The 24,899-nt window shown below is 60.5% G+C and carries 21 protein-coding genes and 1 tRNA gene; 14 read left to right on the forward strand and 8 right to left on the reverse strand.

Translation table 11 applies throughout. From position 1 onward, the window contains the following. The first annotated feature begins 18 nt into the window (after nucleotides 1–18). The 8 genes from QZZ60_RS00170 (at nucleotide 19) to QZZ60_RS00205 (ending at nucleotide 7,365) form a co-directional block, all read left to right on the forward strand. A complete protein-coding gene (locus tag QZZ60_RS00170; protein WP_295636166.1) occupies nucleotides 19–801 on the forward strand; it encodes an ABC transporter ATP-binding protein in 783 nt (260 codons plus the stop codon). A 30-nt stretch (nucleotides 802–831) separates the two neighbouring features. After that, a complete protein-coding gene (locus tag QZZ60_RS00175; protein WP_295636168.1) occupies nucleotides 832–1,866 on the forward strand; it encodes an ABC transporter substrate-binding protein in 1,035 nt (344 codons plus the stop codon). Between the two features lie 57 nt (nucleotides 1,867–1,923). Further along, entirely contained in the window at nucleotides 1,924–2,685 is a 762-nt protein-coding gene (locus QZZ60_RS00180; protein ID WP_295636171.1) for an ABC transporter permease, read from the forward strand. Between the two features lie 23 nt (nucleotides 2,686–2,708). Beyond that, nucleotides 2,709–3,890: a mandelate racemase/muconate lactonizing enzyme family protein gene (locus QZZ60_RS00185; RefSeq protein WP_295636173.1), complete on the forward strand. Its 1,182-nt coding sequence runs from the start codon at nucleotides 2,709–2,711 to the stop codon at nucleotides 3,888–3,890. Between the two features lie 518 nt (nucleotides 3,891–4,408). Continuing rightward, a complete protein-coding gene (locus tag QZZ60_RS00190; protein ID WP_295636175.1) occupies nucleotides 4,409–5,065 on the forward strand; it encodes an L-threonylcarbamoyladenylate synthase in 657 nt (218 codons plus the stop codon). Further along, entirely contained in the window at nucleotides 5,062–5,583 is a 522-nt protein-coding gene (locus QZZ60_RS00195) for an NUDIX hydrolase (protein ID WP_295636177.1), read from the forward strand. The genes QZZ60_RS00190 and QZZ60_RS00195 overlap by 4 nt, the downstream gene beginning before the upstream one ends. Nucleotides 5,584–5,597: 14 nt before the next feature. Beyond that, entirely contained in the window at nucleotides 5,598–6,020 is a 423-nt protein-coding gene (locus QZZ60_RS00200; protein ID WP_295636179.1) for a hypothetical protein, read from the forward strand. 103 nt (nucleotides 6,021–6,123) lie between these two features. Then, nucleotides 6,124–7,365 carry a metallophosphoesterase gene (locus QZZ60_RS00205; protein WP_295636181.1) on the forward strand — a complete coding sequence of 414 codons (1,242 nt, stop codon included), beginning with the start codon at nucleotides 6,124–6,126 and terminating at the stop codon, nucleotides 7,363–7,365. A 153-nt stretch (nucleotides 7,366–7,518) separates the two neighbouring features. On the opposite strand, the gene ettA is transcribed toward QZZ60_RS00205, so the two are convergent. Further along, a complete protein-coding gene (gene ettA, locus QZZ60_RS00210; RefSeq protein ID WP_295636183.1) occupies nucleotides 7,519–9,204 on the reverse strand; it encodes an energy-dependent translational throttle protein EttA in 1,686 nt (561 codons plus the stop codon). 410 nt (nucleotides 9,205–9,614) lie between these two features. Here ettA and greA point away from each other — a divergent pair, with 410 nt between their 5' ends. Then, nucleotides 9,615–10,094 (forward strand): transcription elongation factor GreA, encoded by a 480-nt coding sequence (gene greA / locus QZZ60_RS00215; protein ID WP_295636184.1) that lies wholly within the window; start codon nucleotides 9,615–9,617, stop codon nucleotides 10,092–10,094. 298 nt (nucleotides 10,095–10,392) lie between these two features. Here the strand turns inward: greA and recJ are convergent, their stop codons facing one another. The 7 genes from recJ to QZZ60_RS00250 all read right to left on the reverse strand — a co-directional run bounded on the left by recJ (nucleotide 10,393) and on the right by QZZ60_RS00250 (nucleotide 19,051). Continuing rightward, nucleotides 10,393–12,114 (reverse strand): single-stranded-DNA-specific exonuclease RecJ, encoded by a 1,722-nt coding sequence (gene recJ / locus QZZ60_RS00220; protein WP_295636186.1) that lies wholly within the window; start codon nucleotides 12,112–12,114, stop codon nucleotides 10,393–10,395. Between the two features lie 142 nt (nucleotides 12,115–12,256). Further along, a complete protein-coding gene (gene gmk / locus QZZ60_RS00225; RefSeq protein ID WP_295636188.1) occupies nucleotides 12,257–12,877 on the reverse strand; it encodes a guanylate kinase in 621 nt (206 codons plus the stop codon). Continuing rightward, entirely contained in the window at nucleotides 12,874–13,161 is a 288-nt protein-coding gene (locus QZZ60_RS00230) for a DUF370 domain-containing protein (RefSeq protein WP_295636190.1), read from the reverse strand. The genes gmk and QZZ60_RS00230 overlap by 4 nt, the downstream gene beginning before the upstream one ends. A gap of 2 nt (nucleotides 13,162–13,163) precedes the next feature. Further along, entirely contained in the window at nucleotides 13,164–14,042 is an 879-nt protein-coding gene (locus tag QZZ60_RS00235) for a YicC/YloC family endoribonuclease (protein WP_295636192.1), read from the reverse strand. Nucleotide 14,043: 1 nt separating this feature from the next. Next, the gene (locus tag QZZ60_RS00240; protein ID WP_295636194.1) at nucleotides 14,044–15,390 is read right to left on the reverse strand and encodes a MiaB/RimO family radical SAM methylthiotransferase; all 1,347 of its coding nucleotides are present in this window, start codon (nucleotides 15,388–15,390) and stop codon (nucleotides 14,044–14,046) included. Between the two features lie 2 nt (nucleotides 15,391–15,392). Next, the gene (locus QZZ60_RS00245) at nucleotides 15,393–16,784 is read right to left on the reverse strand and encodes an SH3 domain-containing C40 family peptidase (RefSeq protein WP_295636196.1); all 1,392 of its coding nucleotides are present in this window, start codon (nucleotides 16,782–16,784) and stop codon (nucleotides 15,393–15,395) included. Beyond that, nucleotides 16,781–19,051: an ATP-dependent RecD-like DNA helicase gene (locus QZZ60_RS00250; RefSeq protein ID WP_295636198.1), complete on the reverse strand. Its 2,271-nt coding sequence runs from the start codon at nucleotides 19,049–19,051 to the stop codon at nucleotides 16,781–16,783. The genes QZZ60_RS00245 and QZZ60_RS00250 overlap by 4 nt, the downstream gene beginning before the upstream one ends. A gap of 307 nt (nucleotides 19,052–19,358) precedes the next feature. On the opposite strand from QZZ60_RS00250, the gene QZZ60_RS00255 reads away from it, so the two are divergent. The 5 genes from QZZ60_RS00255 to QZZ60_RS00275 all read left to right on the forward strand — a co-directional run bounded on the left by QZZ60_RS00255 (nucleotide 19,359) and on the right by QZZ60_RS00275 (nucleotide 24,559). Beyond that, nucleotides 19,359–20,534 (forward strand): aminotransferase class I/II-fold pyridoxal phosphate-dependent enzyme, encoded by a 1,176-nt coding sequence (locus QZZ60_RS00255; protein WP_295636200.1) that lies wholly within the window; start codon nucleotides 19,359–19,361, stop codon nucleotides 20,532–20,534. Between the two features lie 122 nt (nucleotides 20,535–20,656). Further along, entirely contained in the window at nucleotides 20,657–21,976 is a 1,320-nt protein-coding gene (locus tag QZZ60_RS00260; RefSeq protein ID WP_295636202.1) for a homoserine dehydrogenase, read from the forward strand. A 117-nt stretch (nucleotides 21,977–22,093) separates the two neighbouring features. Beyond that, on the forward strand, nucleotides 22,094–22,462 hold the full coding sequence (locus tag QZZ60_RS00265; RefSeq protein WP_295636203.1) for a VOC family protein: 369 nt from the start codon (nucleotides 22,094–22,096) through the stop codon (nucleotides 22,460–22,462). Between the two features lie 316 nt (nucleotides 22,463–22,778). Next, nucleotides 22,779–22,855, forward strand: a tRNA-Arg gene (locus tag QZZ60_RS00270). Between the two features lie 264 nt (nucleotides 22,856–23,119). Further along, nucleotides 23,120–24,559: a sigma 54-interacting transcriptional regulator gene (locus tag QZZ60_RS00275; protein WP_295636205.1), complete on the forward strand. Its 1,440-nt coding sequence runs from the start codon at nucleotides 23,120–23,122 to the stop codon at nucleotides 24,557–24,559. Nucleotides 24,560–24,899 lie beyond the last annotated feature (340 nt).

The following is a 24,899-nucleotide window of genomic DNA, read 5'->3' on the forward strand; positions in this document are numbered from 1 at the left end:
CAAGGAGCGCTTTTTCATATGCAGGACATCCGCATCAACCATCTGTCTTTCGGCTACAGTCCGGAACATCTTGTGCTGGACGACATCGACCTCTCCATCGACACCGGGTCGTTCATCTGTCTGCTCGGCCCCTCCGGCTGCGGGAAAAGCACGTTTCTCCGTCTTCTGGCAGGACTTGAGCACCCCGTGAAGGGCGACATCACCATGAACGGCCGACGCATAGAAAAGCCCGGCCTCGACCGCGGCATGGTGTTTCAGGACTACGGACTCTTTCCGTGGATGACCACGGGAGAAAACATCATGCTGGCGCTTGAGCAGCGTTTTCCCAGTGACGGAAAAAAACACTGGAAAGAAACGGCGCTTGAAAAAATACGCGACGTCGGACTCGACGAGTCCGTGTTCGACAAGCTGCCCAAGGAGCTTTCAGGCGGCATGAAGCAGCGCTGCGCCATCGCCCGCGCCTTTGCCATTGATCCTCCCGTACTGCTCATGGACGAACCCTTCGGCGCGCTCGACGCCGTCACCCGGGCAAGACTTCAGGATCTCGTGCTCGAGCTGTGGGCCAGAACCGATCCCAAGAAGACCGTCTTCTTCGTCACCCACGACGTGGACGAGGCGCTGCTGCTCTCTAGCCGCATTCTTGTGTTCGGCCAGTCGCCGAGCAGGGTCATCTACGACTGCTCCATACCGCCGGAAAAACGTCCCACGCGCGAAACGCAGTTCGACGACCTGGAAACGCTGAAACTGCGAAACACCCTCATCCATCAGATCAACCGTGACGTGAACAGGCGCATGGCCTGAACGCGTACAAATCATGCAAGGAGCCTACCCATGAAAAAAATTCTCGTCTCAATGCTTACCGCCGCTCTGCTGACCTGCGGCACGGCCATGGCCCAGGACAAGCCCGAAGTGGACACCGTGCGCTGGGCCCGCGCCAACAGCGGCAACGTGCTCGTCACTCTTGCCAAGAACAACGGCTATCTCAAGGACGTGGGCATCAACGTCATTGAAATTCCGCTCAACTCCACCTCTGATGCCCTCACTGCCCTGAACGCCAAACAGGTCGACGTTACCTCCAACAACGGCACCAACAACCCTCTGCAGTTCATGGCCAAGGGCTCGGATTTCACCATCGTGGGCGGCTACATGCTCAAGGGCATGTACATCGTAGCCAAGAAGGGCACAGGCTGGCACGGCGTTTCCGACTTCATCGGCAAGAAGATCGCTGCGCCCAAAAGCCAGACATGGATCACCGGTCCCCTCATGTGGGCGGGGTACAACATCGACGACGTGACCTGGCTCACCTACAGCACCAACAGCGACCGCCTCACCTCCGTCATCAAGGGTGAGGCCGACTACGCCAGCCTGAGCGGCGACCTTCTGTTCCGCGTGGGCAACATGAAGGATCAGCTGGAAATCGTGGTGTGGGCCGACCAGCTTCAGCCCAACTACGGCTGCTGCCGCATGAACATGAACAGCGACTTCGTAAAGGCCAACCCCAAGACGGTCAAACTGCTGCTCAAGGCTCTCATCCGCTCCGAGCAGTACCTTCTCTCCCATCCCGATGAAAGCGTGAAGATACTTGCCAGGGAACTGCATGCCAGCGAAGACTTCGTGGCCGCATATCTCAAGAATCCCAACTACCGTCCCAGTGTCGATCCCGTGCGCAACGCCGTAAAGGCCACCTGGAAGATCATGATGGATACCGGTTTCCTGCCGGAGAGCGCCAGGAACTACGACCTCGACGCCCACATCAACGTGGATCTCTACAAGGCCGCTCTCGATGAGCTCGTTGCGGAACGCTACAATGAAGATCCCGCGTTCTACGATGACCGTCTCGCCTTCTTCAAGGCCAACAACTTCTAATCCGTCGGGCCCGTCCTCCGGAAGGAACGACGGGCCCTTTCCTTTCAAGGAGCGTCTATGGTCAGGTTTGTCACGTTCCTCAAGAAATACTGGATCACCATCCTCATCTATATAGGCATCATTCTCGGCTACAAATACATTGCTGACACCAAGGCCTTCAACTCCTTTCTCTTTCCCCCCACGAGCGAAATAGGCGCCGCGTTTCTGAAGGACTGGAAGACGCTTCTCATGAACATGCTCTATTCCTTCCAGCTCATGATTCCTTCCATCGTCATTGCCGTAGCCTTCGCCCTTTTTCTCGGAACGCTCATGGGCATGCACAAAAAATTCCGGGAAGTCATACACCCTGTCATCTATTCCATCAGCGTCATTCCGGCCATTCTCATGTCGCCCTTCGCGCTGCTTCTTGCCCCGAACTTTCGCGCGGCCTCGCTGTTTCTCGTGGTCTACAACACCATATGGGCCACGCTCTTTGCCACCATCAACGGCATCATGACCATAGACAGGCGCTATCTCGACAATGCCGCCACGCTGGAGCTTACGGGCTTCAAAAGAATGCGCAAGGTCATTCTTCCCGCAGCCATGCCGTCCATACTTTCCGGATTCATCACGTCCCTGCGCGGTTCCTTTCTGGTTCTCGTCTATGCCGAAATGTACGGCGCGGAATACGGCATGGGCTTCTACGTCAAAAAGTACACGGAATACGGCCTGTACGCGGAAGCCTGGTGCGGATTCGTATTCATGGTCATCGTGCTCGTCATTGTCATGCAGTTTTTTGAAAAGGCCAAAAACCGTCTGCTCAGATGGACGATTCACTAAGCCTGCACTTGGAGGTTGATTCTATGAAGATAACCAGTGTCGACGTCATACTCATGGACATGCATCCTGCGGACAATCCCGGCTGGGCTCCCGTGCTCTGCCGCGTCTACACCGATGCCGGCATCTACGGCGACGGCGAGGCCGCGCTTGCCTACGGCAACGCGCACAGGGCCGCATTCGGCATGATTCAGGACTTTGCCAGAAGTATTCTCGGCATGGACCCGCTTGAAAACGAAGTCATCTGGGAAAAGCTCTACAAGTCCTCGTTTTGGGGACAGAACGGCGGTCCCGTGGTCTTTTCCGGCATATCGGCCCTCGATATTGCGCTGTGGGACATCAAGGGCAAACACTTCAACGTGCCCGTCTACACGCTTCTGGGCGGCAAAATGCGCGACAGTCTCAGATGCTACGCCTCGCAGCTCCAGTTCGGCTGGGATGACAGAAAGACTCCCGCAATCACCGTGGAAGACTACGCATCCAATGCCATGAAGGCCGTGCGCGAAGGCTACGACGCCATCAAGATAGACTTCTTCACCTTTGCCGAGGACGGACATCGTCTGAAGGCCGAGGAGACGACCCGCATTCTCACGCCGAAGAACTACGACATGATAAAGCGCCGTCTCTCGGCCGTGCGCGAGGCCGTGGGCGAAGGTGTGGACATCATCATGGAAAACCATTCCTACATCGACGCGCAGGGCGCGGTTCAGCTCGGCCGTCTTGCGGAAGAATACGGCGTGCTCTACTTTGAGGAACCCTGCACTCCCACGCCCAAAATGAACAAGTTCGTGGCCGACCGCGTGTCCGTACCCATCAGTCAGGGCGAACGCATCTACACCCGCTGGGGCTACGCGCCCTATTTTGAAGACGGATCCATTCAGCTCATCCAGCCCGACATCGGCAACTGCGGCGGCATAACGGAAACCAAAAAGGTCTGTGACCTCGCCCATATCTACGACGTGGGCGTGCAGGCGCACGTGTGCGCCTCCCCGCTCTCCACTGCAGCGGCACTGCATCTGGAAGCGGCCATTCCCAACTTCACCATTCACGAACAGCACGTCTACTGCCGCTACGACTACAACCGAAGGCTCTGCATTCACGACTATCAGCCGGAAAACGGACGCTTCTCCATTCCCGACCTCCCGGGACTGGGAAACGAACTTTCCGAATACTGCTTTGCGCACGGCGAAGTCGTCACGGTACGCTGACCGCAAATCGCCGCGGCTCGCACGTCTCGTGCGCGCCGCTTCCTCTGAGCGCCACAGGGAGCCCTGAATTTCCGGGGCTCCCTGTGGCGCTCTTCCCTGAAGGCGCGAGCGCTGAAAAACTGTCGAGGCAGTAACGGCCACGGTCTCCGGCGCTGCCCAAGGCATTTTCCGTCATGCTTTCTCCTGCCCATCATCTCTTCCAGGAAGCAAAGGCGCGGTTCTTTACGGCCGGTTCGTTTTTGCGTTCTCATCCAGCGCCGTTTCTCCGGTCCGCCTTCTCCTCTCCCTTGCAAGTCATCAGGCGAACAGGTATGAAAAAAAGGAACGGTCTGACGTTTCCGCTTCAAAGCCGGACATTCCCGAAATCCCGCATTTCGGGGATCAGCCGTCCGGGCCTTTGGAAAAACCGTTTTTCCGCGCCCGGAAGGCGACGGCCGTTCCAGCCTCCGCCGGAACAGCGAACGCGGGATCGGTCATCCGTTCTGCGATCAGCCTTTACTGTTGCCACGGAGAAAAATGTGACCCTTTCCCTTCAGGAAGCGGCCCGTCGCATAAAAGACGGAGGCCTGCTCCTTTATCCCACGGAAACCTTTTTCGGCATAGGATGCCGGGCCGACGACGATGCCGCCGTGCACCGCGTGTTCCGATGCAAAAAGCGTTCTCTTTCCATGCCGCTGCCCGTCATTCTGGACGACGAAAGCCAGCTTGACCTTGTGGCCGTCCCCGGAAGCGACCTTACCGGAGACATCGCCGCTCTTGCCCGCTTCTGGCCCGGGCCTCTCACCCTGCTTCTGCCCGCAAAGGATGATCTTCCCGAGGCGCTCACCGGAGGTACCGGCAAAATCGCCGCACGGGTAAGCTCTCATCCCGCGGCCCGGGCTCTGGCCGGGCGCTGCGGCTTCCCCATCGTTTCGAGCAGCGCCAACATCAGCGGCAGAGCGGCCGTCACCCGCGCATCCGAGCTCGATCCGGAACTTCTTCAGTCTCTCGATCCTTCCACCGACGGCATTCTCGACGAGCCTCCCGCTCCCGGCGGCGGAGAAGCCAGCACCATCGTGGAACCTCTGGGGGAACGCCGCCTGCGCCTTCTGCGCGAAGGCGCCCTGCCCCTCTCCACCCTCGAACAGGCCGGGTTCACCATTCTGACTTCATCAGCTTCCGAGGTTCACGCATGAATCATCCCCGTTACTGCCCCTCCTGCGGCACGCTCGTGGTCCGCTACAGCAACCCCCTGCCCACCGCCGACGTCGTCATTCATGACGATGCGCGCGGCATCGTTCTCGTCCGGCGCAAAAATCCGCCTCTCGGCATGGCGCTGCCCGGCGGCTTCATTGAGGAAGGCGAAAGCGCCGAACACGCCGCCGTCCGCGAGATGAAGGAAGAAACCGGCCTCGACGTCACGCTGGAGGGCGTTCTCGGCGTGTACTCCTGGCCGCTGCGCGACATGCGCTGTCACACGCTCACCACGGTGTTCGTGGGCCGCAGCGAACACCCCGAAAATCTGCTTGCCGGCGACGATGCCGCCGACGCGGCCTTCTATCCTCTGGACGCGCTGCCCGAGCCGCTCTGCTTCGATCACGCCCGCATCATCGCCCATTTCCGGGACTGGAAGGAAGGACGGAGGCCTCTTCTGCCCTGCGCCGAAGATCCCTCCCTCGAATACGGCGACATTCCCTACACCCGTCCCTTCTAGCCTTCGGAGAAATCATGTTTCACTACGGCCGCACCCCGAGCGACGAACAGGACGTCTGGATCAAGGAGCATTTCCGCAGCCGCACCGCCGGAGCGGAATTCATGCTGCCCTGGACCATCGACACCTGGTTCAGTACCGTGAGCGCGCTGAAATCGCTCTTCACCGCCGCGGAGCTGAAAACCATCATCGACGCGCACAAGAACATCGTCATCGACACCTCGCACCTCAGGCTCACGCATCTGCTCATCCACGTCATGGAGCACTGCGACAGAAAGGAGCTCTACCAGAAGCACGGCAGCAGCCCGCGCAATCTGGAAACGAAGTTCCGCCATCTCGACGATGCGCAGGCCTCCGTGCTCATACTCTGGGCCTCTTCCTTCTGGCGCGGGCAGACCTGTTCCGCCCAGGCCATGGAAAAGTACATCGCCCCGAAATAATTTCAGGACGCCTCCGGGCGCCACGATGCCCCTCACCCCTCATGCCGGCCGCGGGCAGATGCCGCGGCCCGGCTTTTCCCCGAACCCCGTCCAAGGACTTGCCATGGCCGACTACGCCCGCAACCGAATGTTCTTTGCATCGAGCACCACCCTCATGCTCGTGGTGGCAGCCTACATGTCGTTCAGCCTGTTATGGCACGACCCCGTCCCCATGGGCTGGCGAATACCGCTCACCGTTCTGCTCTTCCTTGTTTCCCAGACCATCACGGGCATGCGCGTGCTCATCACGTGGCGGCCGGACCTGCCGTTTTCGCTCATCCGGGCCGGGGGCTTCATCTCCTCGTCGTTCATGGTGCTCTCGTGGATCGTCCTTCTGCGCGACGCGCTGCTGGCCCTCACCTTTGCCGTCTCCCTTTTCGTGCCGCAGATCGAAGGCGTGAAGGACGGCATGTTCTCCGTGCTTCTTTCTCCGGCTGCGGAATGGTCCATGTTCGGCGCAAGTCTTGTTGCGGCGGCCTTCGGCATGGCCCGGGCCCTGGTCGTGCCCTCCGTGAAAAGAGTCGACGTTCCCCTGCAGGGACTTCCGAAGGATCTGGAAGGTCTGACCATCGCCCATCTGAGCGATCTGCACATCGGTTCCACCTTCACCGGGGCGTGGCTGGAAGAAGTGGTGCGCCGCACCAACGAACTCAACCCCGACTTCACGCTCATCACCGGAGACCTCGCCGACGGCCGGCCCGAACGCATAGGCAGCCTTCTGCGGCCCATCACCGAACTGCGCGCCCGTTTCGACGTCATCATCAGCGTGGGCAATCACGACTACTACTCAGGGCTTCGCCGATGGGTGGAAACCTGGCGGAGCTGGGGCATGACGGTACTGCTCAACGAGCATCGGACATATGAGGTGAACGGCAGAAACGTGGTCATCGCCGCCGTCACCGACCCCTGCGCCGTGCTCTTCCGCAGTCTCGACGAATCCATGGGCGCGCCCGATCCCCGCAAGGCGCTGGAAGGCGCGGGAGAAGGACTGAAAGTGCTCATGTCGCACCGCCCCGGACACGCGGAGCAGAACGCCGCCTTCGGCTGTCATCTCCAGCTTTCCGGGCATACGCACGGCGGACAGTTCTTCTTTCTTTTCCCCCTCGTATCGCGACTGAACGGCGGGTTCCGCTCAGGCCTTTACAAGGCCGGTTCCATGCCTCTCTACGTCAGTCCCGGCACGGGCATGTGGGGATACGTGCCCATGCGTCTCGGCGTGGGCGCGGAGATCACGCTGCTCACCCTGCGCCGCGCCGAGCCCGTCGTGCCGCAGAAGCCCACCTACAGAGGCAGGATAGGCGCCTGACCCGCAAGAACGCTTCCCGCATCCCAGCGCGGCATGAAAAGCAGGAAGGAATTCCTCCCGGCTTGAAACACAAACGAGGCAGCCCGACGGGCTGCCTCGTTTTCTGTTCAGAAAAAGGAACGAAGGTCGCTTCTTCCCCCTGTGAAGCCGGGCTTACTGACGGGTAAGCCTGCGGTACTTCATGCGGTGCGGCGTGTCCGCCTCCTTGCCGAGTCTCTTGCGGCGATCTTCCTCATACTCCGAGAAGTTTCCTTCAAAGAAGGTCACCTGCCCCTCATCCTCAAAGGCGAGAATATGGGTGGCGATGCGGTCGAGGAACCAGCGATCATGGCTGATGACAAGCACGCATCCGGCAAAGTTCTCCAGCGCGTCTTCCAGCGCACGCATGGTGTTCACGTCGATGTCGTTGGTCGGTTCGTCGAGCAGAAGAACGTTGGCGCCGGACTTGAGCATGCAGGCCAGATGCACGCGGTTGCGCTCGCCGCCGGAAAGCACGTCCACCTTCTTCTGCTGATCGCCGCCCTGGAAGTTGAAGCGGGAGCAGTAGGCGCGTGCGTTCACCTCGCGGCCGCCGAGCTTGATGAAGTCGTTGCCGCCGCTTATGATTTCATACACGGTCTTGCCCGGCTCAAGGGAGGCGCGGTTCTGATCCACGTAGCCGAACTTCACGGTCTCGCCTATGCTGAGCGTGCCGGAATCGGGCTTCTCCTCGCCCACGAGCATCTTGAAGAGCGTGGTCTTGCCCGCGCCGTTGGGGCCGATGATGCCCACGATGGCGCCCGGCTGCACCAGAAAGTTCGCCTTTTCCACAAGCACCTTGTCGCCCATGCTCTTGCACAGGTCCTTCGCCTCGATGACGGACTTGCCGAGGCGCGGTCCCGGCGGAATGTAGATCTCAAGGTCTGGCGCAAGCCGCTCGCTCTCGTGGCTCAGCATGGCCTCATAGGCGTTGATGCGGGCCTTGCCCTTGGCATGACGCCCCTTGGGGGACATGTGAATCCACTCCAGCTCTCGGGCAAGGGTCTTGCGGCGCTCGTTGTCGGCCTTTTCTTCCAGCGCGAGACGCTTTTCCTTCTGCTCGAGCCAGGAAGAATAGTTGCCTTTCCACGGGATGCCGCGCCCTCTGTCGAGCTCAAGAATCCATCCGGCCACATGATCGAGAAAATAACGGTCATGCGTGACGGCGATGACCGTGCCCGGAAAGCTCTGCAGATAGCGTTCAAGCCAGGCCACGGATTCGGCGTCAAGATGGTTGGTCGGTTCGTCGAGCAGAAGAATGTCGGGATTCTGAAGAAGAAGACGGCACAGGGCCACGCGGCGGCGCTCGCCGCCGGACACCACGGAGACGGGCGTGTCCCCGGGCGGGCAGCGCAAAGCGTCCATGGCCATTTCAAGGCGGGAGTCGAGATCCCACGCGTTCAGGGCGTCCATCTTTTCCTGAACCTTGGCCTGACGCTCAATAAGCGCATCCAGATCCGCATCGGGATCGGCGAACTTTTCGTTGATCTCGTTGAATTCCTTCACGAGATCCACGACTTCCTGAACGCCCTCCTCCACGACCTCGCGCACGGTGCGCGTTTCGTCCACCAGCGGTTCCTGTTCAAGATACCCGATGGTGTAGCCCGGAGCGACCACCACGTCGCCGTCAAAGGCCTTGTCCACGCCGGCCATGATCTTGAGCAGCGAGGACTTGCCCGCGCCGTTCAGACCGAGCACGCCGATCTTCGCGCCGTAGAAATAGCCGAGCGAAATGTCCTTGAGCACTTCGCGCTGACCATGGCGCTTGGTCACGCGGTTCATCGAATAAATGACTTTATCCGGCTGATTATCGTTTGCCATAGCAGTTCCATGAAGTTTTTAGTCGCCCGTCAAGCCGAGCAACAGAATAATAGAACTCTTATCTTCTCAGAAGCCGGACAACTTGTCCAGCAATAAAAGCGTACGCCTTCTGCCTCTTCAGAGAGACGGACGTAGGGGCCTTCCATGCGAACCGGCCGGAAGTCAGGTCCGCCGTCCTCCCGACGTTTCCGCACGCCCCGTGCCGCCTGAGGTCGCACCTTACGCATCATCCGCGCCGAACGCCCCGTCGAAGGCCTGAAAACGCTCCCGGGGATTGACTTCGCTCTCCGGCAGGCCTATATTGCAAAGAAAGCATTTCCTGATGCCCCGCTTCTTTGGAAGTGACGACCTCTCTTTCAAGAAGTTGGGCCTCTTTTTTTGCATATCACTTTTGTTTGAAGGTACCTGCCATGAGCACGCCTATTTCCGTACAGGGCTACAAGAAGCTGGAAAAAGAACTCGCAGAGCTCAAGAAAGAGCGTCCCATCGTCATTCAGGCCATCAAGGAAGCCCGCGAAGAGGGCGACCTCAAGGAAAATGCCGGTTACGACGCTGCCCGTGAGCGCCAGGGATTTCTGGAAGCCCGCATCAACTACATCGAGTCCCAGCTTCCTCAGTACACTGTCATCGACCTTGACACGCTCCACAGCGACAAGGTCATCTTTGGCGCTACCGTGCATGTGGTCGACGTGGACACCGACGAGGAACGCCAGTTCACCTTGCTTGGCCCCGACGAAGCCGACTTCGCCAAGGGCTCCATATCCATCAACTCTCCTGTGGGACGCGCCCTCCTCGGTCATGAGGTCGGCGACGAAGTCACCATCGACATTCCCCGCGGCCGCGTGACCTACGAAATCACCGAGATCGAATTCCACGGCGTGCGCGACTAGGCGCCTGCGCCCGGCATTCCGAAAGGCCTCCGCTGCGCGGAGGCCTTTTCTTTTCCCGCGTTTGCGCGATGAAAAGCGCTTATGCGCTCTGCCGCGCGTTCCGCAGGACAAGGGCGCAGAAGCCTGCCCGGGCCGCCCTTCGCAAGATGCCGCACGAAGGTTCTGGCCTGCCGTCCCTGAAACGCTCTCTTTCTTCGTCGTCGCTCCCCGGGCCATGACAAAAGCCCCGCAAAACTCTTCCTGCCGGAAAAGCTCTGCGGAGCCCGTATGCCGGAAACGTCGTCCCGTGACGCAATCGTCAGACCAGCTTCCAGTCTCTTATGCGCACGTCCACGCTGGCCGCGCCGTTATACATGTCTATGCCGGGGCTGTAGGCAAGCAGAATGCGCCTGCCCTCAAGGTCGGCCGGAAACTGCTCGGCCTGCCTCCATGCCTTGGCCTGAAGCGTGATGCCGCAGCTTTCGTCGGCAAGTTCCAGAAGCACGTGATTCTTCTGCGGCCCGAAAATCTTGCGCCTTTTCACAAGCAGCGGCGGGGACTGGAACACAGGCTCGGGATTGCCCACGCCGAAAGGCTGCATCATCTCAAGTTCCTTGAGAAAAATAAAATTCGTCGCCGCCTTGAAATCAAGATTTCCGTCAATCATCTGCACGGCGGGCACGGGCGCGTCGCCAAGGGTCTCGCGCACCACGCTCACGAAGCGGGAGCGAAACGATTCCAGATTTTCCGGCCGCACGCGCACGCCGGCGGCCATGCGGTGTCCGCCGTAGGAAAGCAGTTCTCCCGCGCAGCGGGCAAGTCCCGCATGCAGGTCGAATCCGCTGATGGAGCGTCCCGAGCCCTTCAGCGTGTCGCCGTCGGCACACAGCACGAGCGCAGGCTTGTGGTACTTCTCCACCAGACGCGAAGCCACAATGCCTATGACTCCCTGATTCCAGTCCCGTCCCGCAATGACCAGCGCAGGATCGTTCAGCGCGGCTTCGGCCTGCACCATGGCCTCTTCGGTAATGCGCTCCTCTTCCTGACGGCGCTGCGTGTTGTAGCCGTCCAGCGTGCGAGCAAGATCCGCCGCGCTGTCGCAATCCCCGGCGCACAGAAGCGCCAGCGCCGTTTCCGCCGACGCCACGCGCCCGGCGGCATTGATGCGCGGGGCAAGGCTGAAGATGACCTGTCCCGCACCGAGACTGGCAAGCGGCGCGAATCCGCTCACCGCCTTGAGCTCGGAAATGCCGGGACGCTTCGCTTCGGCAATGACGAGCAGGCCGTTCTTCACCAGAATGCGGTTCTGTCCTTCCAGATCCACAAGATCGGCCAGCGTACCAAGCGCCACGAGATCCAGCGTGCGGCGCATGTCCATGCGCGGCGAGCCCGCCTCGGCGAGGCGTGCGTTGAGCTCGGCCATGAGAAAGAACGTGACGCCCACGCCCGCAAGGGAAGCGCAGGGACATTCCGCCAGCCTGGGATTGCACAATGCGGTCGCTTGCGGCAACGTTTCCGGCGGCAGATGATGGTCGGTGACCACCACGTCCATGCCGAGCTCTCTGGCCCTCGCGATGGCCGCCGCGTCGGAAATGCCGCAGTCCACGGTAAGCAGCATGGACGCGCCCGCTTCCGCAAGCGCCTCCACGCCCTTCGCGTTCATGCCGTAGCCTTCCTCCCGTCTGTCGGGCAAATGCCACAGCGCGTCGTAGCCGTGATGTCGCAGCACCTGAAGAGCAAGAGCCGTGCTCGTCACGCCGTCGGCGTCATAGTCGCCCCATATGGCAAGCTTTTTCCCGGCCAGCAGACCTTCCGCCAGTACGGAGGCTGCCTTTGCCATGCCCGGCCACAATGAAGGCCTGGCCAGATGACGAAGACCGGGAGAAAGATATTCCGCCAGCTCTTCCGGACTCTCCAGACCGCGCAGCCAGAGAATTTCGGCCAGGCGGGAAGAAATGCCGCAGCGCTCGGCCGCGTCGTGGAAGGAATCCGGGACGGCTCTGCCGTCCCTGCGGGTGCGGAATATCCAGTTCTTGCTCATAGTCCGTCCATGTCGGGTGTCGTCGTCTTTTGCCGAGCTCTCCCGTCGTCAGGGTTGAAGGGGCGCAGCGTGAAACGCCGCAAACGGCTCTTTCGCTCTTCTGCGTCGAAGCGTCATTCCCATGACGCCGGGCAGGAAAAGACTAACCTCCGCAGATGCTCCGGGCAAGCTGGGGCTTGAGCGAAGGCTGAAGCGTGGAGGCCAGATAGAAGGAACGCAGCTGATCATAGGCACGGTCAAGGTCGTCGTTCACGATGATGGCGTCGAACCAGTGGCTGCTCATGATCTCGGTGCGCGCGTTGGAAAGACGGACACGAATGGCCTCCTCGCTGTCGGTGCCGCGGCCGCGCAGCCGCCTCTCGAGCTCCTCCATGGACGGAGGCAGAATGAACACGAAGCGTGCTTCCGGCAGGGAAAGGGAAAGCTGCGCCGCGCCCTGAACGTCGATGTCGAAAAGCATGTCCCTGCCGAGCGCCAGTCTGTCGAGCACGGGCTGAAGGGGCGTGCCGTAGAAATTGCCGTGAACCTCGGCCCATTCGGCAAAATATCCCTGCCCGCGCCGCTGCACGAAGGTCTCACGATCGAGAAAAATGTAATCCACGCCGTCCTTCTCGGTGCCGCGGGGGGCCCTGGTCGTGCAGGAAATGGAAAACTCCAGAGGGAATTCCGCGGTCAGCCTGCTCACCAGCGTCGTCTTGCCCGCACCGGATGGCGCGCAGATGACGAAGGGAAGGCCGCGGCGCGGACCGAAATCATTGCTCATATATCATCCTCGTCTTCTTCGTCGGAGCCGTCGGCCCCGCCCTGCGAGGCGAAGCGCTGGCCCAGCGTGTCCGCAGAAATGGCGGACAGTATGACATGGTTGGAGTCGGTGACCAGAATGGCCCGCGTCTTGCGTCCCTGCGAAACGTCCACAAGACGGCCCTCCGCGCGGGCGTCGTCGCGAAGACGCCGCATGGGAGAGGAGAGCGGGTTCACTATGGCCACCACGCGAGAGGCCAGCACGTAGTTGCCGAACCCCACGTTGACAAGCTGCTGCCTTGCCATGACTACTCCAGATTCTGCACCTGTTCGCGACACTTTTCCAGTTCGTTCTTGCAGTCCACCACGATGCGGGAGACCTGCGCGTCCTGGATCTTGTTGCCGCAGGTATTGATTTCGCGGAAGCTCTCCTGAAGCGTGAAGTCCAGCTTGCGCCCCGCATCCTCTCCGCTCTCCATGAGCGAGGCCAGACGCAGCAGATGAGAATGCAGGCGTATGAGTTCTTCCGTCACGTCCAGCTTGTCGGCCATGATGACCATTTCCTGAAGAAAGCGTCCTTCCTCAAGCTCGACGCCGAGATTGCTCATCATGTCGGAAAGGCGTTCGCGCACCTGCTCGAACCTGGCGGCCTTCACCTCGGGCGCACGCTCCTCGATGGCGGAAACCCATTCGGCCATGCGGCCGAAGCGCACTTCAAGATCGCCCGCAAGCGCTGCGGCCTCCGTCTCGCGGGACTCGTTCCAGTCGGAAAGAGCGAATTCCAGTCCGAGGGCGAGGGGCTCGAAAAGCGCATCGTCGTCTTCCTCTCCCGCCGAGCTCCAGAGCACGGGAAGCTGCATGAGCGTCATGTAGTCCACCTCGAAAATGTCGCCTCTCGACGAGGCAAAGGCCTTCACGGCGTCCAGCATGGCCGCGGCCTGCGCGCTGTCGAAACTTGTGCGCTCTTCCCGGGAAAACTGAATGTTCAGCGTAAGTTCCACGCGACCGCGCGAGGCGAAGCGCCGCACGATCTTTTCAAAGCGGGCCTCCATGTTGCGGGCCTGCGGGGGGAGCTTCCACTTGAGGTCGAGAAAGCGGCTGTTGACGCTGCGGATCTCCCAGGTCTGGACCATGTCGCCGTTGTCCTGCTGAAAACGGCCGAAGCCCGTCATGCTGCGAAGCGGCATACTATTCTCCTGGTGGATGGTTCGTAAGGTCTTCTCCCCCTGCGGGGCGAACGATGATCAAATTTCCTTCCACGCGCACGGGAGAAACCCGGACAAGTTCATGCCCGCGCCTCGCCGCGCACGATTCGTCTTCCATGCGGCAGTCGGCATACCACTCGTTGTTGCCGTGTCTTGCGTCCGCGCTGTCGAACGCTACGGTCATGCCGGGCATGGCAAGCTGAGCCTGAAGAAACTTCCCGTGCTTTTCCGCCATGAGGGCTCGAACCCTCGCGGCGTGCTCCTGACGCACCTTTTTGGGGAGCTGATCCTTCAGTTCGGCCGCGCGCGTTCCGGGGCGCACGGAATAGGGAAACACGTGGGCGTAGGTCATAGGCAGAGCGCGCAGCATCGCCAGCGTCTCTTCGGTCTCCTCTTCGGTTTCTCCGGGGAATCCCATGAGAATGTCGGCCCCGAGCCCCATCACCGGCCAGAAGCGGCGCATCTTCGCCACGGCGTCGGTCACGCTTTCCGGCGAATAGGGAGAACGCCCCATGCGACGCAGAACGGCCATGCTGCCGCTCTGAAGAGAAAGGTGCAGATGCGGACACACCATGCGGCAGCCTTCCAGCGTTTCAAGGCATTCCGCCGCCGTCACCTGCGCAGGGTCCAGAGAGCTCAGGCGAAATCTCGCCCTGTCCCGCCACTCCGGTGAAAACTCCGCGTCCATGCGCCGAAGCAGCGTCCAGAAATTCCTTCCGTCTGCGCCGTCGGCGTGGAACTGACGCAGATTCACCCCGGAAATCATGATTTCCCGGTATCCGTTCTCAAGCAGCCGCCGCGTTTCGGCCAGAATGTCGTCCACCGGACGGCTGCGCGCCGGTCCGCGCGTGAGCGGGATGATGCAGTAGGCACAGCCCTGGGAACAGCCGTCCTGCACCTTGACCACGGGCCTCGCCCGACGGAAGGAGCGTATGGCAAAGGGCGCAAAGCGGGGCCTGCCCTCCTCCGCAACGGAAAAGTCCGTCATTTCCAGCGGATGCCCCCGCAGAAGCACGAACTTGTCCCTCTGCGGAATCACCGCGGCAACGCCGGGCAGCCTGAAATCCGCAGGTTCCGCCGAGGCTGCGCAGCCTGCGGCAAAAATGCGCGCTTCGGGGTTGAGACGCCCGAGCTTTCTCGTCATCTGTCTTGCGTCGCTCACGGCTTCGGCCGTCACGGCGCAGGAATCCACAAGCATCACGTCCGCTTCGGCGGGGTCGTCGGTTTCCGTGCCGCCCAGACTCTGCCACCATTCCCGTATGGCCTGCGTTTCATACTGGTTCACACGGCAGCCGTAGGTGACGGCGTAAAATTTAAACGTCCTTTCCATGATTACCGTCCGCCGATGATGGAATATCCGCGTATACGCTCAATAAGCAGTCCCTTCGGGTCGACATCGCCTCTCTCGCTGCCGGGCGCAAGTCCCGTGATCACGGCTCTGCCGAGAATGACGCGTCCCTCGCGTCCGTCGCGCAGTCTGCTGCGCACGCCCCAGATATCGTGGAAGAACACGGGTCTTCCGTCAAAGCGGCCCACGTAGAGCCCGATGTGGCCGGGCAGCCACAGAAGCGTGCGGAAGGGTTCGGCCCCGCGAAGTATGGCGTCCGCCTTGTTTTCGGCGGAAAGATCCTGAACGCTGTGAAAATCTCCGGCCTTTGCCTGCGCCGCGGAATTTCTGGGCAGCCATATGCCGAAGGGCGCGAACAGGTCGCGCATCATGGCCGAACAGTCTCTGTTGCCGTACATGCCGCCCCAGCCGTAATTCTCGCCCATCATGCGGTCGCCTATGACGGCCACGGCCTGGGCGGAAAGCGGCTGCGGCATGGGCAGCACGCTCCCCTCTTCCACAAAGGCATGTGCCGCGGCCGCACGCCCGTCCGCACCGCGCACGGGCACAAGCACCGTCTGCCCGCTCATGGGCAGCACCGTGCCTATGTCCGCCAGAGCGAGAAACGCGCCCGCCGAACGCAGGGAAACGCCTTCCCTCACCACGCAGCCCAGTAAAGCCGACTGCCACAGATTTTTAAACGACTCGTCCACGAAGGCCACGCTTCCGGCCTCCACCCAGCCCCAGGCCATGGGGCTCTGCACCAGAAGCCACGCACCGTCGCGGCTTGCGTGATGCACCATGAGCGGCGTGCCTGCCGCCATGGAGCTCTGCTGGAAGTCGTCGAAGGGCCAGCCCTGCCCCGCGCCCTCGATTCTTGCAAAACGCGGCTTCACGGTAGGAGCGAGACGAAGATCGGCATGACGGACCACAATGGCCGCCCGGCGCTCCTGCGAAACGTCGTCCAGCGCGGCGTTGTATCTCATTTTCTCCCACGCCGCGTCGCTCCAGGGGCGCAGGTTCTCTGCGTAGCCGCGCCTGCCGGGAGCCCAGTTCAGCACGGCCTCAAATTCCCGCAGCGTGGCGCGGGACATCTTGCCCGCCTTCCAGGGCGCAAGGAAATTCCTGCGGAACTTCTGCATATCCGCTGCAGCTGCAGCCGACGAACGCAGAAGCGCGCTTCCGCCGGCCTTCTCGGCAAACACGGCAAGACTCTGGGGAATGGTCTGCACGTCCCGCACTTCGCCGGCCGCGTTCTGTTTCTGCTGCGGCACTTTGGGCTGACCGGCACAGCCGCCGGCAAGCACCGCCCCGGAGAGCACAAGCCCAAGAACGACGGCCTTCGCGCCGAAAAATTCCGTCAGCGTTCCGAGCGTCGGATGATGCACTGCTGTCATGATTTCTCCTCGTCCTTTCCCGCGCGGCGTCTGCCGGAGCCCACCTCGGGCAGCATGTCGGCATGCACCGAACCTTCGCTGCCGGCAAGCCTGTGCGCGAGCCAGGTGTAGCGTCTGCGGATATGATTGTTTTTCACCGCCATGGACAGCGCGCGCCATTCTCCCACCAGCACGACCATCTTTTTGCCGCGCGTCACGGCCGTATACAGCAGATTGCGCTGAAGGAGCATGTAGTGCTGCATCATGAGCGGAATGACCACCACGGGATACTCGCCGCCCTGCGACTTGTGTATGGAAATGGCGTAGGCGGGAACGAGCTCGTCCATCTCTTCCCAGAGATAGTTCACGTTGCGGTCGTCGAAACGGACGGTGACCTCGCGTTCCTCGGCATCCAGATAGATGATGGTTCCGGTATCGCCGTTGAACACGTCCTTGTCATAGTTGTTGCGCACCTGCATGACCTTGTCGTTCAGGCGGAACTGCCGTTCTCCGCGCACCAGGGACGAAGGCTGCGGATTCACGGCGTCCTGAATGCGCCGGTTCAGGCTGTTCACGCCCACGGCGCCGCGCAGCATGGGCGAGAGCACCTGAATGTCCTCGGTATGGAAACCGAACTTGCGGGGAATGCGGTTTCTCACAAGATCGACCACAAGATCCGCGGCTGCCTCCGGGTCTTCCTGACGGAAGAAATAAAAGTCCGTCTTCTGCCCGGCCCGCTGATGCAGCTCCGGCAGACTGCCTCTGTTGATGAGGTGCGCGTTGCAGATGATGTCGCTCTGCGCCGCCTGACGGAACACTTCCAGAAGCTCGACCACGGGAACCACGCCGGAGGCGATGACGTCGCGCAGGACGTTGCCCGGCCCTACGGAAGGAAGCTGATTCACGTCGCCCACAAGAATGAAGGTGGCCCCCACGGGAGCGGCCTTCACCAGATGATACATGAGCATGGTGTCCATCATGGAGGCCTCGTCCACCACCAGAAGTCCGCAGGCGAGAGGATTGTTCTCGTTGCGGTTGAAGCCGTCCTCCGCCGGACTGTATTCCAGCAGACGATGTATGGTCTTGGCCTCCAGCCCGCTCGCCTCGGACATTCTCTTGGCGGCGCGGCCCGTTGGCGCGGCAAGGAGCACGCGTGCCTTGGCCTCCAGAAAAACCTTGATGATGGCGTTCAGGATGGTGGTCTTGCCCGTGCCGGGACCGCCGGTGAGCACCATGACCTTGGAGGATGCCGCGGTATACACGGCCTGCTTCTGCTCTTCTGCCAGCGTCATGGGCATGGAGTCTATGACCTTTCTCACGAGCTTCTTCGGCTCGGGAATGCGCACGGACTTCGGAGAGTGCAGGAGCCTCTGCATGTAGAAGGCTATTTTGGACTCGTAAACATAGTTGCGCGTAAGGTACACGCCCTCGTGATCTCCAAGATCCTCGATGACCACGCGCTCTTCCCGCTCCAGATCGACCACGGCCTCGTCGGCCATGTCCGCGGGAATGGAAAGCCTGGCCACGGCCTCTTCCACAAGAAGATTGCGAGGGTAGTAAATGTGCCCGTCCTCGGTGAGGCGCATGAGCAGGTAGAGCACGCCCGCCTCGGCGCGCAGCGGGCTCGACTCGTCGAAGCCGAGCTTGCGGGCAAGCGCATCCGCGGTGGTGAAGCCTATGCCGTGTATGTCCATGGCGAGGCGGTAGGGATTCTCGCGCACCACGGCAAGGGCCTGCGCGCCGTACTGGCGATAGATGCGCACCGACATGTTGGCGGTCACGCCGTGGGGCTGAAGAAAGATCATGAGCTCGCGTATGCCCTGATGCTCCGCCCAGGAAGCCTTCATGGCCTCAAGGCGCTTCTTGCCGAATCTCGGCAGCTCCAGCATGCGGTCCGGATCGTGATCCATGACGTCGAGCGTGTCCGCGCCGAAATGCGACACGATGCGGTCGGCCCACTTGGGGCCTATGCCCTTGATGCAGCCGGAGGCAAGAAAGAGACGTATGCCCTCTTCCGTGGCCGGAAGTTCCTCCTCACAGGAGGTCATCTGAATCTGCCTGCCGAATTTAGGATGATTGATCCAGCGACCCTTCACGCGAAGACGGGCGCCGGGCTGAGGCGAGGACAGACTGCCCACGACCACCACCGGGTCTTCCCGCCCCTCGACACGGAGCCGGAATACCGTCCAGCCGTTTTCCTCGTTGTGAAAGACCACCCTCTCCAGAGTGCCGGAAAACTCCTCCGGCCTGTCGGTGTCTTCCGAGGCCAGCATATCCATCTGTTCCATGATTTTCGCCCGGGCCGCGTTATGAAAAAAGAAAAGCCGGGCAGCCCTCATGCCGGCCTCTTTACAACTCCCTTGATGTACTACTATAAACGTGAAATATCATCAAGGCAGGCTCCGTCGGATGCGCGTCATGCCAGCGCGCCTCCGGCACCGGTCCAGAGTCCGCCATCTTCCGTATGCCGCGCAAGAGCCCGGCATGCCTGTAATCCTCAGCAGTTCAGACTGCGTCGAAGCAGCCCGGAAGCGTCATGCCAGCGCCATGGGAAAGAGCGCGGCATGGTCTGGCTTTCCGTACTGTGAGGACAGTATGCCCGAATTTTCGAGGATAGACCGTCTGCCCCCCTACGCCTTCGCCGTGGTGGGAGAAATCAAGAAGCAGCTGCGTCAGCAGAACATCGACATCGTCGATCTTTCCATGGGCAACCCGGATCTGCCGACGCCCAAGTTCATCGTGGACAAGCTGTGCGAGGCCGCCCGCAAGCCCGTGAACCACCGCTACTCCGTCTCCCGGGGCATTCCCAACCTGCGCAAGGCCATATGCGACCTTTATGCCCGCCGCTACGACGTGCACCTCGACCCGGAAACGCAGGCCATAGCCACCATAGGTTCCAAGGAAGGGCTCGCCCATCTGTGCCTTGCCATGCTGAACCCCGGCGACGTGGTGTTTGCTCCGGACCCCACCTATCCCATCCATGTGTATGCCCCCGTCATCTGCGGGGCCGACGTGCGCCGCATTCCCGTGGCGGAGGACCGCGACTTCTTTGAAGACCTGCTCACCGCCACCAGACAGACCTGGCCCAAGCCGAAGCTGCTCATCATAAGCTACCCGCAGAATCCCACCACGCAGGTCGTGGACCTTCCGTTCTTCGAGCGCATTGTGGAATTCGCCAAGGAGCACAAGATGTGGGTCATCCACGACATGGCCTACGCCGATTTGTGCTACGACGGCTACAAGGCGCCGAGCTTCCTGCAGGCCAAGGGCGCCGAAGACGTGGGCGTGGAGTTCTATTCCATGACCAAGGGGTATTCCATGGCCGGCTGGCGCATGGGCTTCTGCCTCGGCAACCGCGATCTCGTGCACATTCTCACCCGCATCAAGAGCTATCTCGACTACGGCATCTTCCAGCCCATCCAGATAGCCGCAACCGTGGCCCTCAACGCGCCGCGCGACGCCGTGGACAAGATCTGCGACGAGTACCGCAAGCGCCGCGACGTGCTCTGCGCGGGGCTCAACCGCATAGGCTGGCCCATCACGCCGCCCAAAGCCACCATGTTCGCCTGGGGCCGCATTCCCGAACCCTTCCGTGCCATGGGCTCCATGGAGTTTTCCAAGCTTCTGCTGCAGAAGGCCCACGTGGCCGTGCAGCCCGGCATCGGCTTCGGACAGATGGGCGACGAATACGTGCGCTTTGCGCTCATTGAAAACCAGAAACGCACCAGACAGGCCCTTCAGGGCATCAAGAAGGTGCTTCAGGAAGGCTGATCATCACCAGACGGGGCGGACGGCAGAACGCGCACAGGCGCACGGTTCCGCCCGCTCCGGGCCGGTGTGAGGCGGCATCCGCCGTCTGACCGGCAGAACCTTTTTCCTCCTTTGGAGCTTGCATGTCTCAGAACCTTTGCATCGGCATAGCCGGCCTCGGTACGGTCGGCAGCGGTCTCGTGGAAATGCTGCAAAAGAATCACGACGAAATTCTGCGCAGAACGGGCCGTGAAATCACGATCAAGGCGGTGGCCGTACACAATCTCGCCAAGAAGCGGGATCTGCCCGAAGGCATCGTTCTCACCGACAACGCCCTGTCCCTCGCCGACGATCCCGACATTCAGGTGGTCGTGGAGCTCATGGGCGGAACCACGGTGGCCAGAGAACTCATCATGCGCTCCATGGAAAACGGCAAGTCCGTCGTCACCGCCAACAAGGCGCTTCTGGCGGAATACGGGCGGGAAATCTTCGCGCTTGCCTCAAGGAAGAACGTGGCCCTCGGCTACGAGGCCAGTTCCGCCGGAGCCATTCCCGTCATTCAGACCCTGCGCGACAGCCTTGCCGGCAACCACATCACGTCTGTGATGGGCATCTTGAACGGCACGTCCAACTACATACTCTCCGAAATGAACAGCCACGGCTTCGACTTTCCCACCGCGCTCAAGGAAGCCCAGGACCTCGGCCTTGCCGAAGCCGATCCCTCGCTGGACATCGACGGACAGGACGCCGCCCACAAGCTGGTTCTGCTCATCCGCCTCGCATGGGGCGTGCATTACGATTTCTCGCAGCTCTCCATCGAGGGCATACGCGGCCTCAATCCTCTGGACATCCAGTTCGCCCGTGAGTTCGGCTACCGCATCAAGCTCATCGGACAGGCCCGCGACGAAAACGGCAAGATCGAAGCCGGCGTGTTCCCGGCGCTCGTGCACCACTCCATGCTGCTTGCCAGAGTGAACGGCGCGTACAACGCCGTGCGCATCGAAGGCAACGCCGTAGGCTCCCTGTTCCTGCACGGTCTCGGCGCGGGCAGCCGTCCTACGGCGAGCGCCGTGCTCGGCGACCTGCTGGCCCTTGCCCGCCGCGACAGCGTCCACAGCGCCGATGCCAACACCGGCTTCGTGCAGGAGCTGCCCGACGCAGAAATTCTGCCTTCCGACGAGGCGGAAAGCCCCTGGTACGTGCGCGCCACCGTGCGCGACACGCCCGGCGTTCTGCGCGACATCGCCACCGTGTTCGCCAAGGAAGGCATAAGCTTTGCCCAGCTCATCCAGAAGGCCGCCACAAGGGACGACTGCGTCTCGCTCGTGCTCATGACGCATGAAACCACCGGCCGGGCCATCAAGAAGGCCACGCGCATCCTGCATGAAGACGGCACGCTGCTCGTGCCCGCCACCTGCTTCCGCATTCTTGCTTCCAGCGGCAACGAAGCCGAAGGCGCGTAACCTCATTCCGTCCGGACGAAGACCCTCCTCAAAAAGAACCTCGTCCCGGACGCGCCGTCCCCTGCCGAAAGATGCCGTCCTTCAAGTTTCACATCAACGTCAACCACCGAGGTTTTCATGACTTTTTTTGATCACGTCCACCTCTGCTGCACCGACCTCGACGCCATGATCAACTTCTGGAAGCAGGCCTTCGGCGCTGAATTCGTGCGCTATCGCAAATTCGGAGGCGCCGACGGTGCGGTCGTCACGCTCTCCGGCGTTCAGATCTTCCTCAAGAAAATTCCCGAGGGCGCACCTCTGCCCGACGGCTCCGCCTGCGGAGTCAACCACCTGGGCATCCGCGTGGACGATCCCAACATCATGGCGGAAAAGCTCGTGAACGAATTCGGAGGAAAGCTGCTCAACAAGGCCAGCGACGACTGTTCCTTCGTCGCCGTGCCGCAGGGCGTCACCTTCGAGCTCATGCGCGTAGGCGCCGAAGTCTGAGCTCTTCCTTTTCACTTTCTGAAGAAAAGAAGGCCTTTTTCTGCGTGAAAAAGGCCTTCTTCTTTACAACTCCGGAACAGAACGACTCCCTTTTTTCTGCCTTTTCCCGTTCCTTCCGCCTTCCGCCGCAATCACGGAGAAAAGACCTGTTCTGATCCCGGCATTGCCGTGTTCTTCCCTTCGCGCGAACGCCGCTTTTTCAAGAACGCCGCAGCGGAAGACGACAAAAAAACCGCTTCGCACATCACCCCGTTTTTCAGTCCTCACGGCCGTTCTCTTGACAGTCGTTTCCACTGAGGATAATGTCTTCCCTCGTGTCCTCGTAGCTCAGATGGATAGAGCGACTGCCTCCTAAGCAGTAGGCCGCGTGTTCGACTCACGCCGGGGACACCAAGCATCAGCCTGAAAAGCGGTTCGGCGCACAGCCGGGCCGCTTTTTGCGTATGCATGCCATGCCGAAAGCCCACACAGAAGGCCAGCGGACTCAGCCTCGGTCAGCGCTCTGCCGCCACGGCATAAGTCTTCCCAGCCCTTTCGGGCATCTCCCCATCCCTGCGGCGTCTTCCTCAGGAGAATATTGCCTGACGAACTCATGCATGGTATGGGCATAGGCGTTGAACATTTTCTTTTCTTCACGGACAAGAGCGGGACAGCGACATGGTCAGAAAGGAAAAAGCCATCGACAGCTTTCAGGATAGAATCCGGGAAATTCCCGAAGCCCTCACCGTCGTGGACCTGCCCGACTTCTTCGACTTCATCGACAACGCGCGCTTTGCCATCAACTTCGTCGATGAAAACGGCGTCATCATCTATGCCAACAAAGAAGCCAGAGAATCCCGCATCATTCCCGAGGAGTTCGTAGGACGCAGCCTCTATGATCTGAAAAAATACGGCATGATCCTGAATCCGGCAGCCATAAAGGTCATAGAGTCCGGCAAAGTGAACATCGGAGAGGTCACCCAGTACAGCGGCCGCACGTTCATGTCCATCACGGTGCCCGTCATAGACGACCAAAAAAGACTCGAGGGCGTCATGGCACTGACGTGCGACATCGCAGACGTGTATAACTTCATCATCGCGTCGTCCTCCAGGACACGGCATATCCAGGCCCCTCAAAGCTCCACGTCCGAGCTGTTTCCTGACGCCGACGTCGTCATTGCCGAATCGTCGGAAATGAAGAACGTTCTGAAGCTGGTCGATAAGATAGCGCCCACCAGCGCTCCCGTGCTCATTCTCGGAGAGTCCGGCACCGGCAAGGAAGTGATGGCCAAGCTGATCCACAGCAAAAGCAGCCGCAGCAGGGAAAGACTGCTCGCGGTCAACTGCGGCGCCATTCCGCCGGCGCTCATGGAATCGGAACTCTTCGGCTACGAAAAGGGAGCCTTTACGGGAGCATGGCGAAGCACTCCGGGCCTTTTTGAAGAGGCGGACGGCGGTACCCTCTTCCTCGACGAAATAGGAGATCTTGACCTTCAGCTTCAGGTCAAGCTGCTGCGCGTTCTTCAGGAAGGCAAATTCCGGCGCGTAGGCGGACGGAAGGACATGGACTGCCATGTGCGCATCATTGCGGCCACCAACAAAAATCTGCCTCTTCTCGTCAGGCAGGGACTGTTCCGCTCCGATCTTTTCTACCGTCTGGACGTGTTTGCCCTTTCTCTCCCTCCACTGCGGGAGAGACGCCAGGACCTCATGAAGTTCATTCCCTTCTTTCTGGAAAAATACAACAAGGCCTACGGATTCGCCCGCTACTTGACGAGCGATGCATGGACCCGGCTTCTTTCCTATGACTGGCCGGGCAATGTCAGAGAACTGAGCAACATGCTTGAACGGCTCGTCGTGCTGGCGGACAAAAATGAAATCGGCTCCGAAGACCTCGACAGGCATCTTCGACGCTCTTCACGCAAAAGCGAGAGCAGGCACATTCCGTCTCCTGACGACACCGAAACCATGACTCTCCCCGAAGCCACGGAAATTCTGGAAAGATCCATGATAGCCGACGCCCGCACAAAGTACGGAACGTGCCGGGCCATGGCCGATCATCTCGGCATCGATTTTTCCACGGTGGCCAGAAAGATGCGCAAATACGGCATACACTGAATGGGCAGCCGCTTCATGACCGTCTCCGGGGCAGCCGCTCTGCATCCGTAAAAAGACCAGCGCGGCACTCTTCGAAATGATGCAGCCGGCTTCCTCTGTCCGCAGTCCGCACGACGCGCCCTTCTTCTTTTCTTCTTCCTTGAAAAACGCGGAGCTCGTCACGGCTTTTCCTCCGTGGCGACCTTTTATGCGCTCTTTGGAACAAAACACATAATATATTGTATTTACTTATTTTTTAATAACTGAAAGAGAAAAATTTTCTTTGCTCAGACCGGATATGCAAAACGACTGTGGCAAGAATCCACATCTATATGCCCGTATTTTCACGTTTTGTGTTGTT

The sequence above is a fragment of the uncultured Mailhella sp. genome (assembly GCF_905187505.1).
Taxonomy (GTDB): Bacteria; Desulfobacterota; Desulfovibrionia; order Desulfovibrionales; family Desulfovibrionaceae; genus Mailhella.

Excerpts from the sequence above, each read along its gene's own strand:
- greA (WP_295636184.1), top strand. The coding sequence starts at position 9,615 with ATGAGCACGCCTATTTCCGTACAGGGCTACAAGAAGCTGGAAAAAGAA.
- QZZ60_RS00185 (WP_295636173.1), top strand. The coding sequence starts at position 2,709 with ATGAAGATAACCAGTGTCGACGTCATACTCATGGACATGCATCCTGCG.
- QZZ60_RS00275 (WP_295636205.1), top strand. The coding sequence starts at position 23,120 with ATGGTCAGAAAGGAAAAAGCCATCGACAGCTTTCAGGATAGAATCCGG.
- QZZ60_RS00205 (WP_295636181.1), top strand. The coding sequence starts at position 6,124 with ATGGCCGACTACGCCCGCAACCGAATGTTCTTTGCATCGAGCACCACC.
- QZZ60_RS00240 (WP_295636194.1), bottom strand. The coding sequence starts at position 15,390 with ATGGAAAGGACGTTTAAATTTTACGCCGTCACCTACGGCTGCCGTGTG.
- QZZ60_RS00170 (WP_295636166.1), top strand. The coding sequence starts at position 19 with ATGCAGGACATCCGCATCAACCATCTGTCTTTCGGCTACAGTCCGGAA.
- gmk (WP_295636188.1), bottom strand. The coding sequence starts at position 12,877 with ATGAGCAATGATTTCGGTCCGCGCCGCGGCCTTCCCTTCGTCATCTGC.
- ettA (WP_295636183.1), bottom strand. The coding sequence starts at position 9,204 with ATGGCAAACGATAATCAGCCGGATAAAGTCATTTATTCGATGAACCGC.
- QZZ60_RS00255 (WP_295636200.1), top strand. The coding sequence starts at position 19,359 with ATGCCCGAATTTTCGAGGATAGACCGTCTGCCCCCCTACGCCTTCGCC.
- QZZ60_RS00175 (WP_295636168.1), top strand. The coding sequence starts at position 832 with ATGAAAAAAATTCTCGTCTCAATGCTTACCGCCGCTCTGCTGACCTGC.
- QZZ60_RS00195 (WP_295636177.1), top strand. The coding sequence starts at position 5,062 with ATGAATCATCCCCGTTACTGCCCCTCCTGCGGCACGCTCGTGGTCCGC.
- QZZ60_RS00250 (WP_295636198.1), bottom strand. The coding sequence starts at position 19,051 with ATGGAACAGATGGATATGCTGGCCTCGGAAGACACCGACAGGCCGGAG.
- QZZ60_RS00260 (WP_295636202.1), top strand. The coding sequence starts at position 20,657 with ATGTCTCAGAACCTTTGCATCGGCATAGCCGGCCTCGGTACGGTCGGC.
- recJ (WP_295636186.1), bottom strand. The coding sequence starts at position 12,114 with ATGAGCAAGAACTGGATATTCCGCACCCGCAGGGACGGCAGAGCCGTC.
- QZZ60_RS00265 (WP_295636203.1), top strand. The coding sequence starts at position 22,094 with ATGACTTTTTTTGATCACGTCCACCTCTGCTGCACCGACCTCGACGCC.
- QZZ60_RS00180 (WP_295636171.1), top strand. The coding sequence starts at position 1,924 with ATGGTCAGGTTTGTCACGTTCCTCAAGAAATACTGGATCACCATCCTC.
- QZZ60_RS00230 (WP_295636190.1), bottom strand. The coding sequence starts at position 13,161 with ATGGCAAGGCAGCAGCTTGTCAACGTGGGGTTCGGCAACTACGTGCTG.
- QZZ60_RS00235 (WP_295636192.1), bottom strand. The coding sequence starts at position 14,042 with ATGCCGCTTCGCAGCATGACGGGCTTCGGCCGTTTTCAGCAGGACAAC.
- QZZ60_RS00245 (WP_295636196.1), bottom strand. The coding sequence starts at position 16,784 with ATGACAGCAGTGCATCATCCGACGCTCGGAACGCTGACGGAATTTTTC.
- QZZ60_RS00200 (WP_295636179.1), top strand. The coding sequence starts at position 5,598 with ATGTTTCACTACGGCCGCACCCCGAGCGACGAACAGGACGTCTGGATC.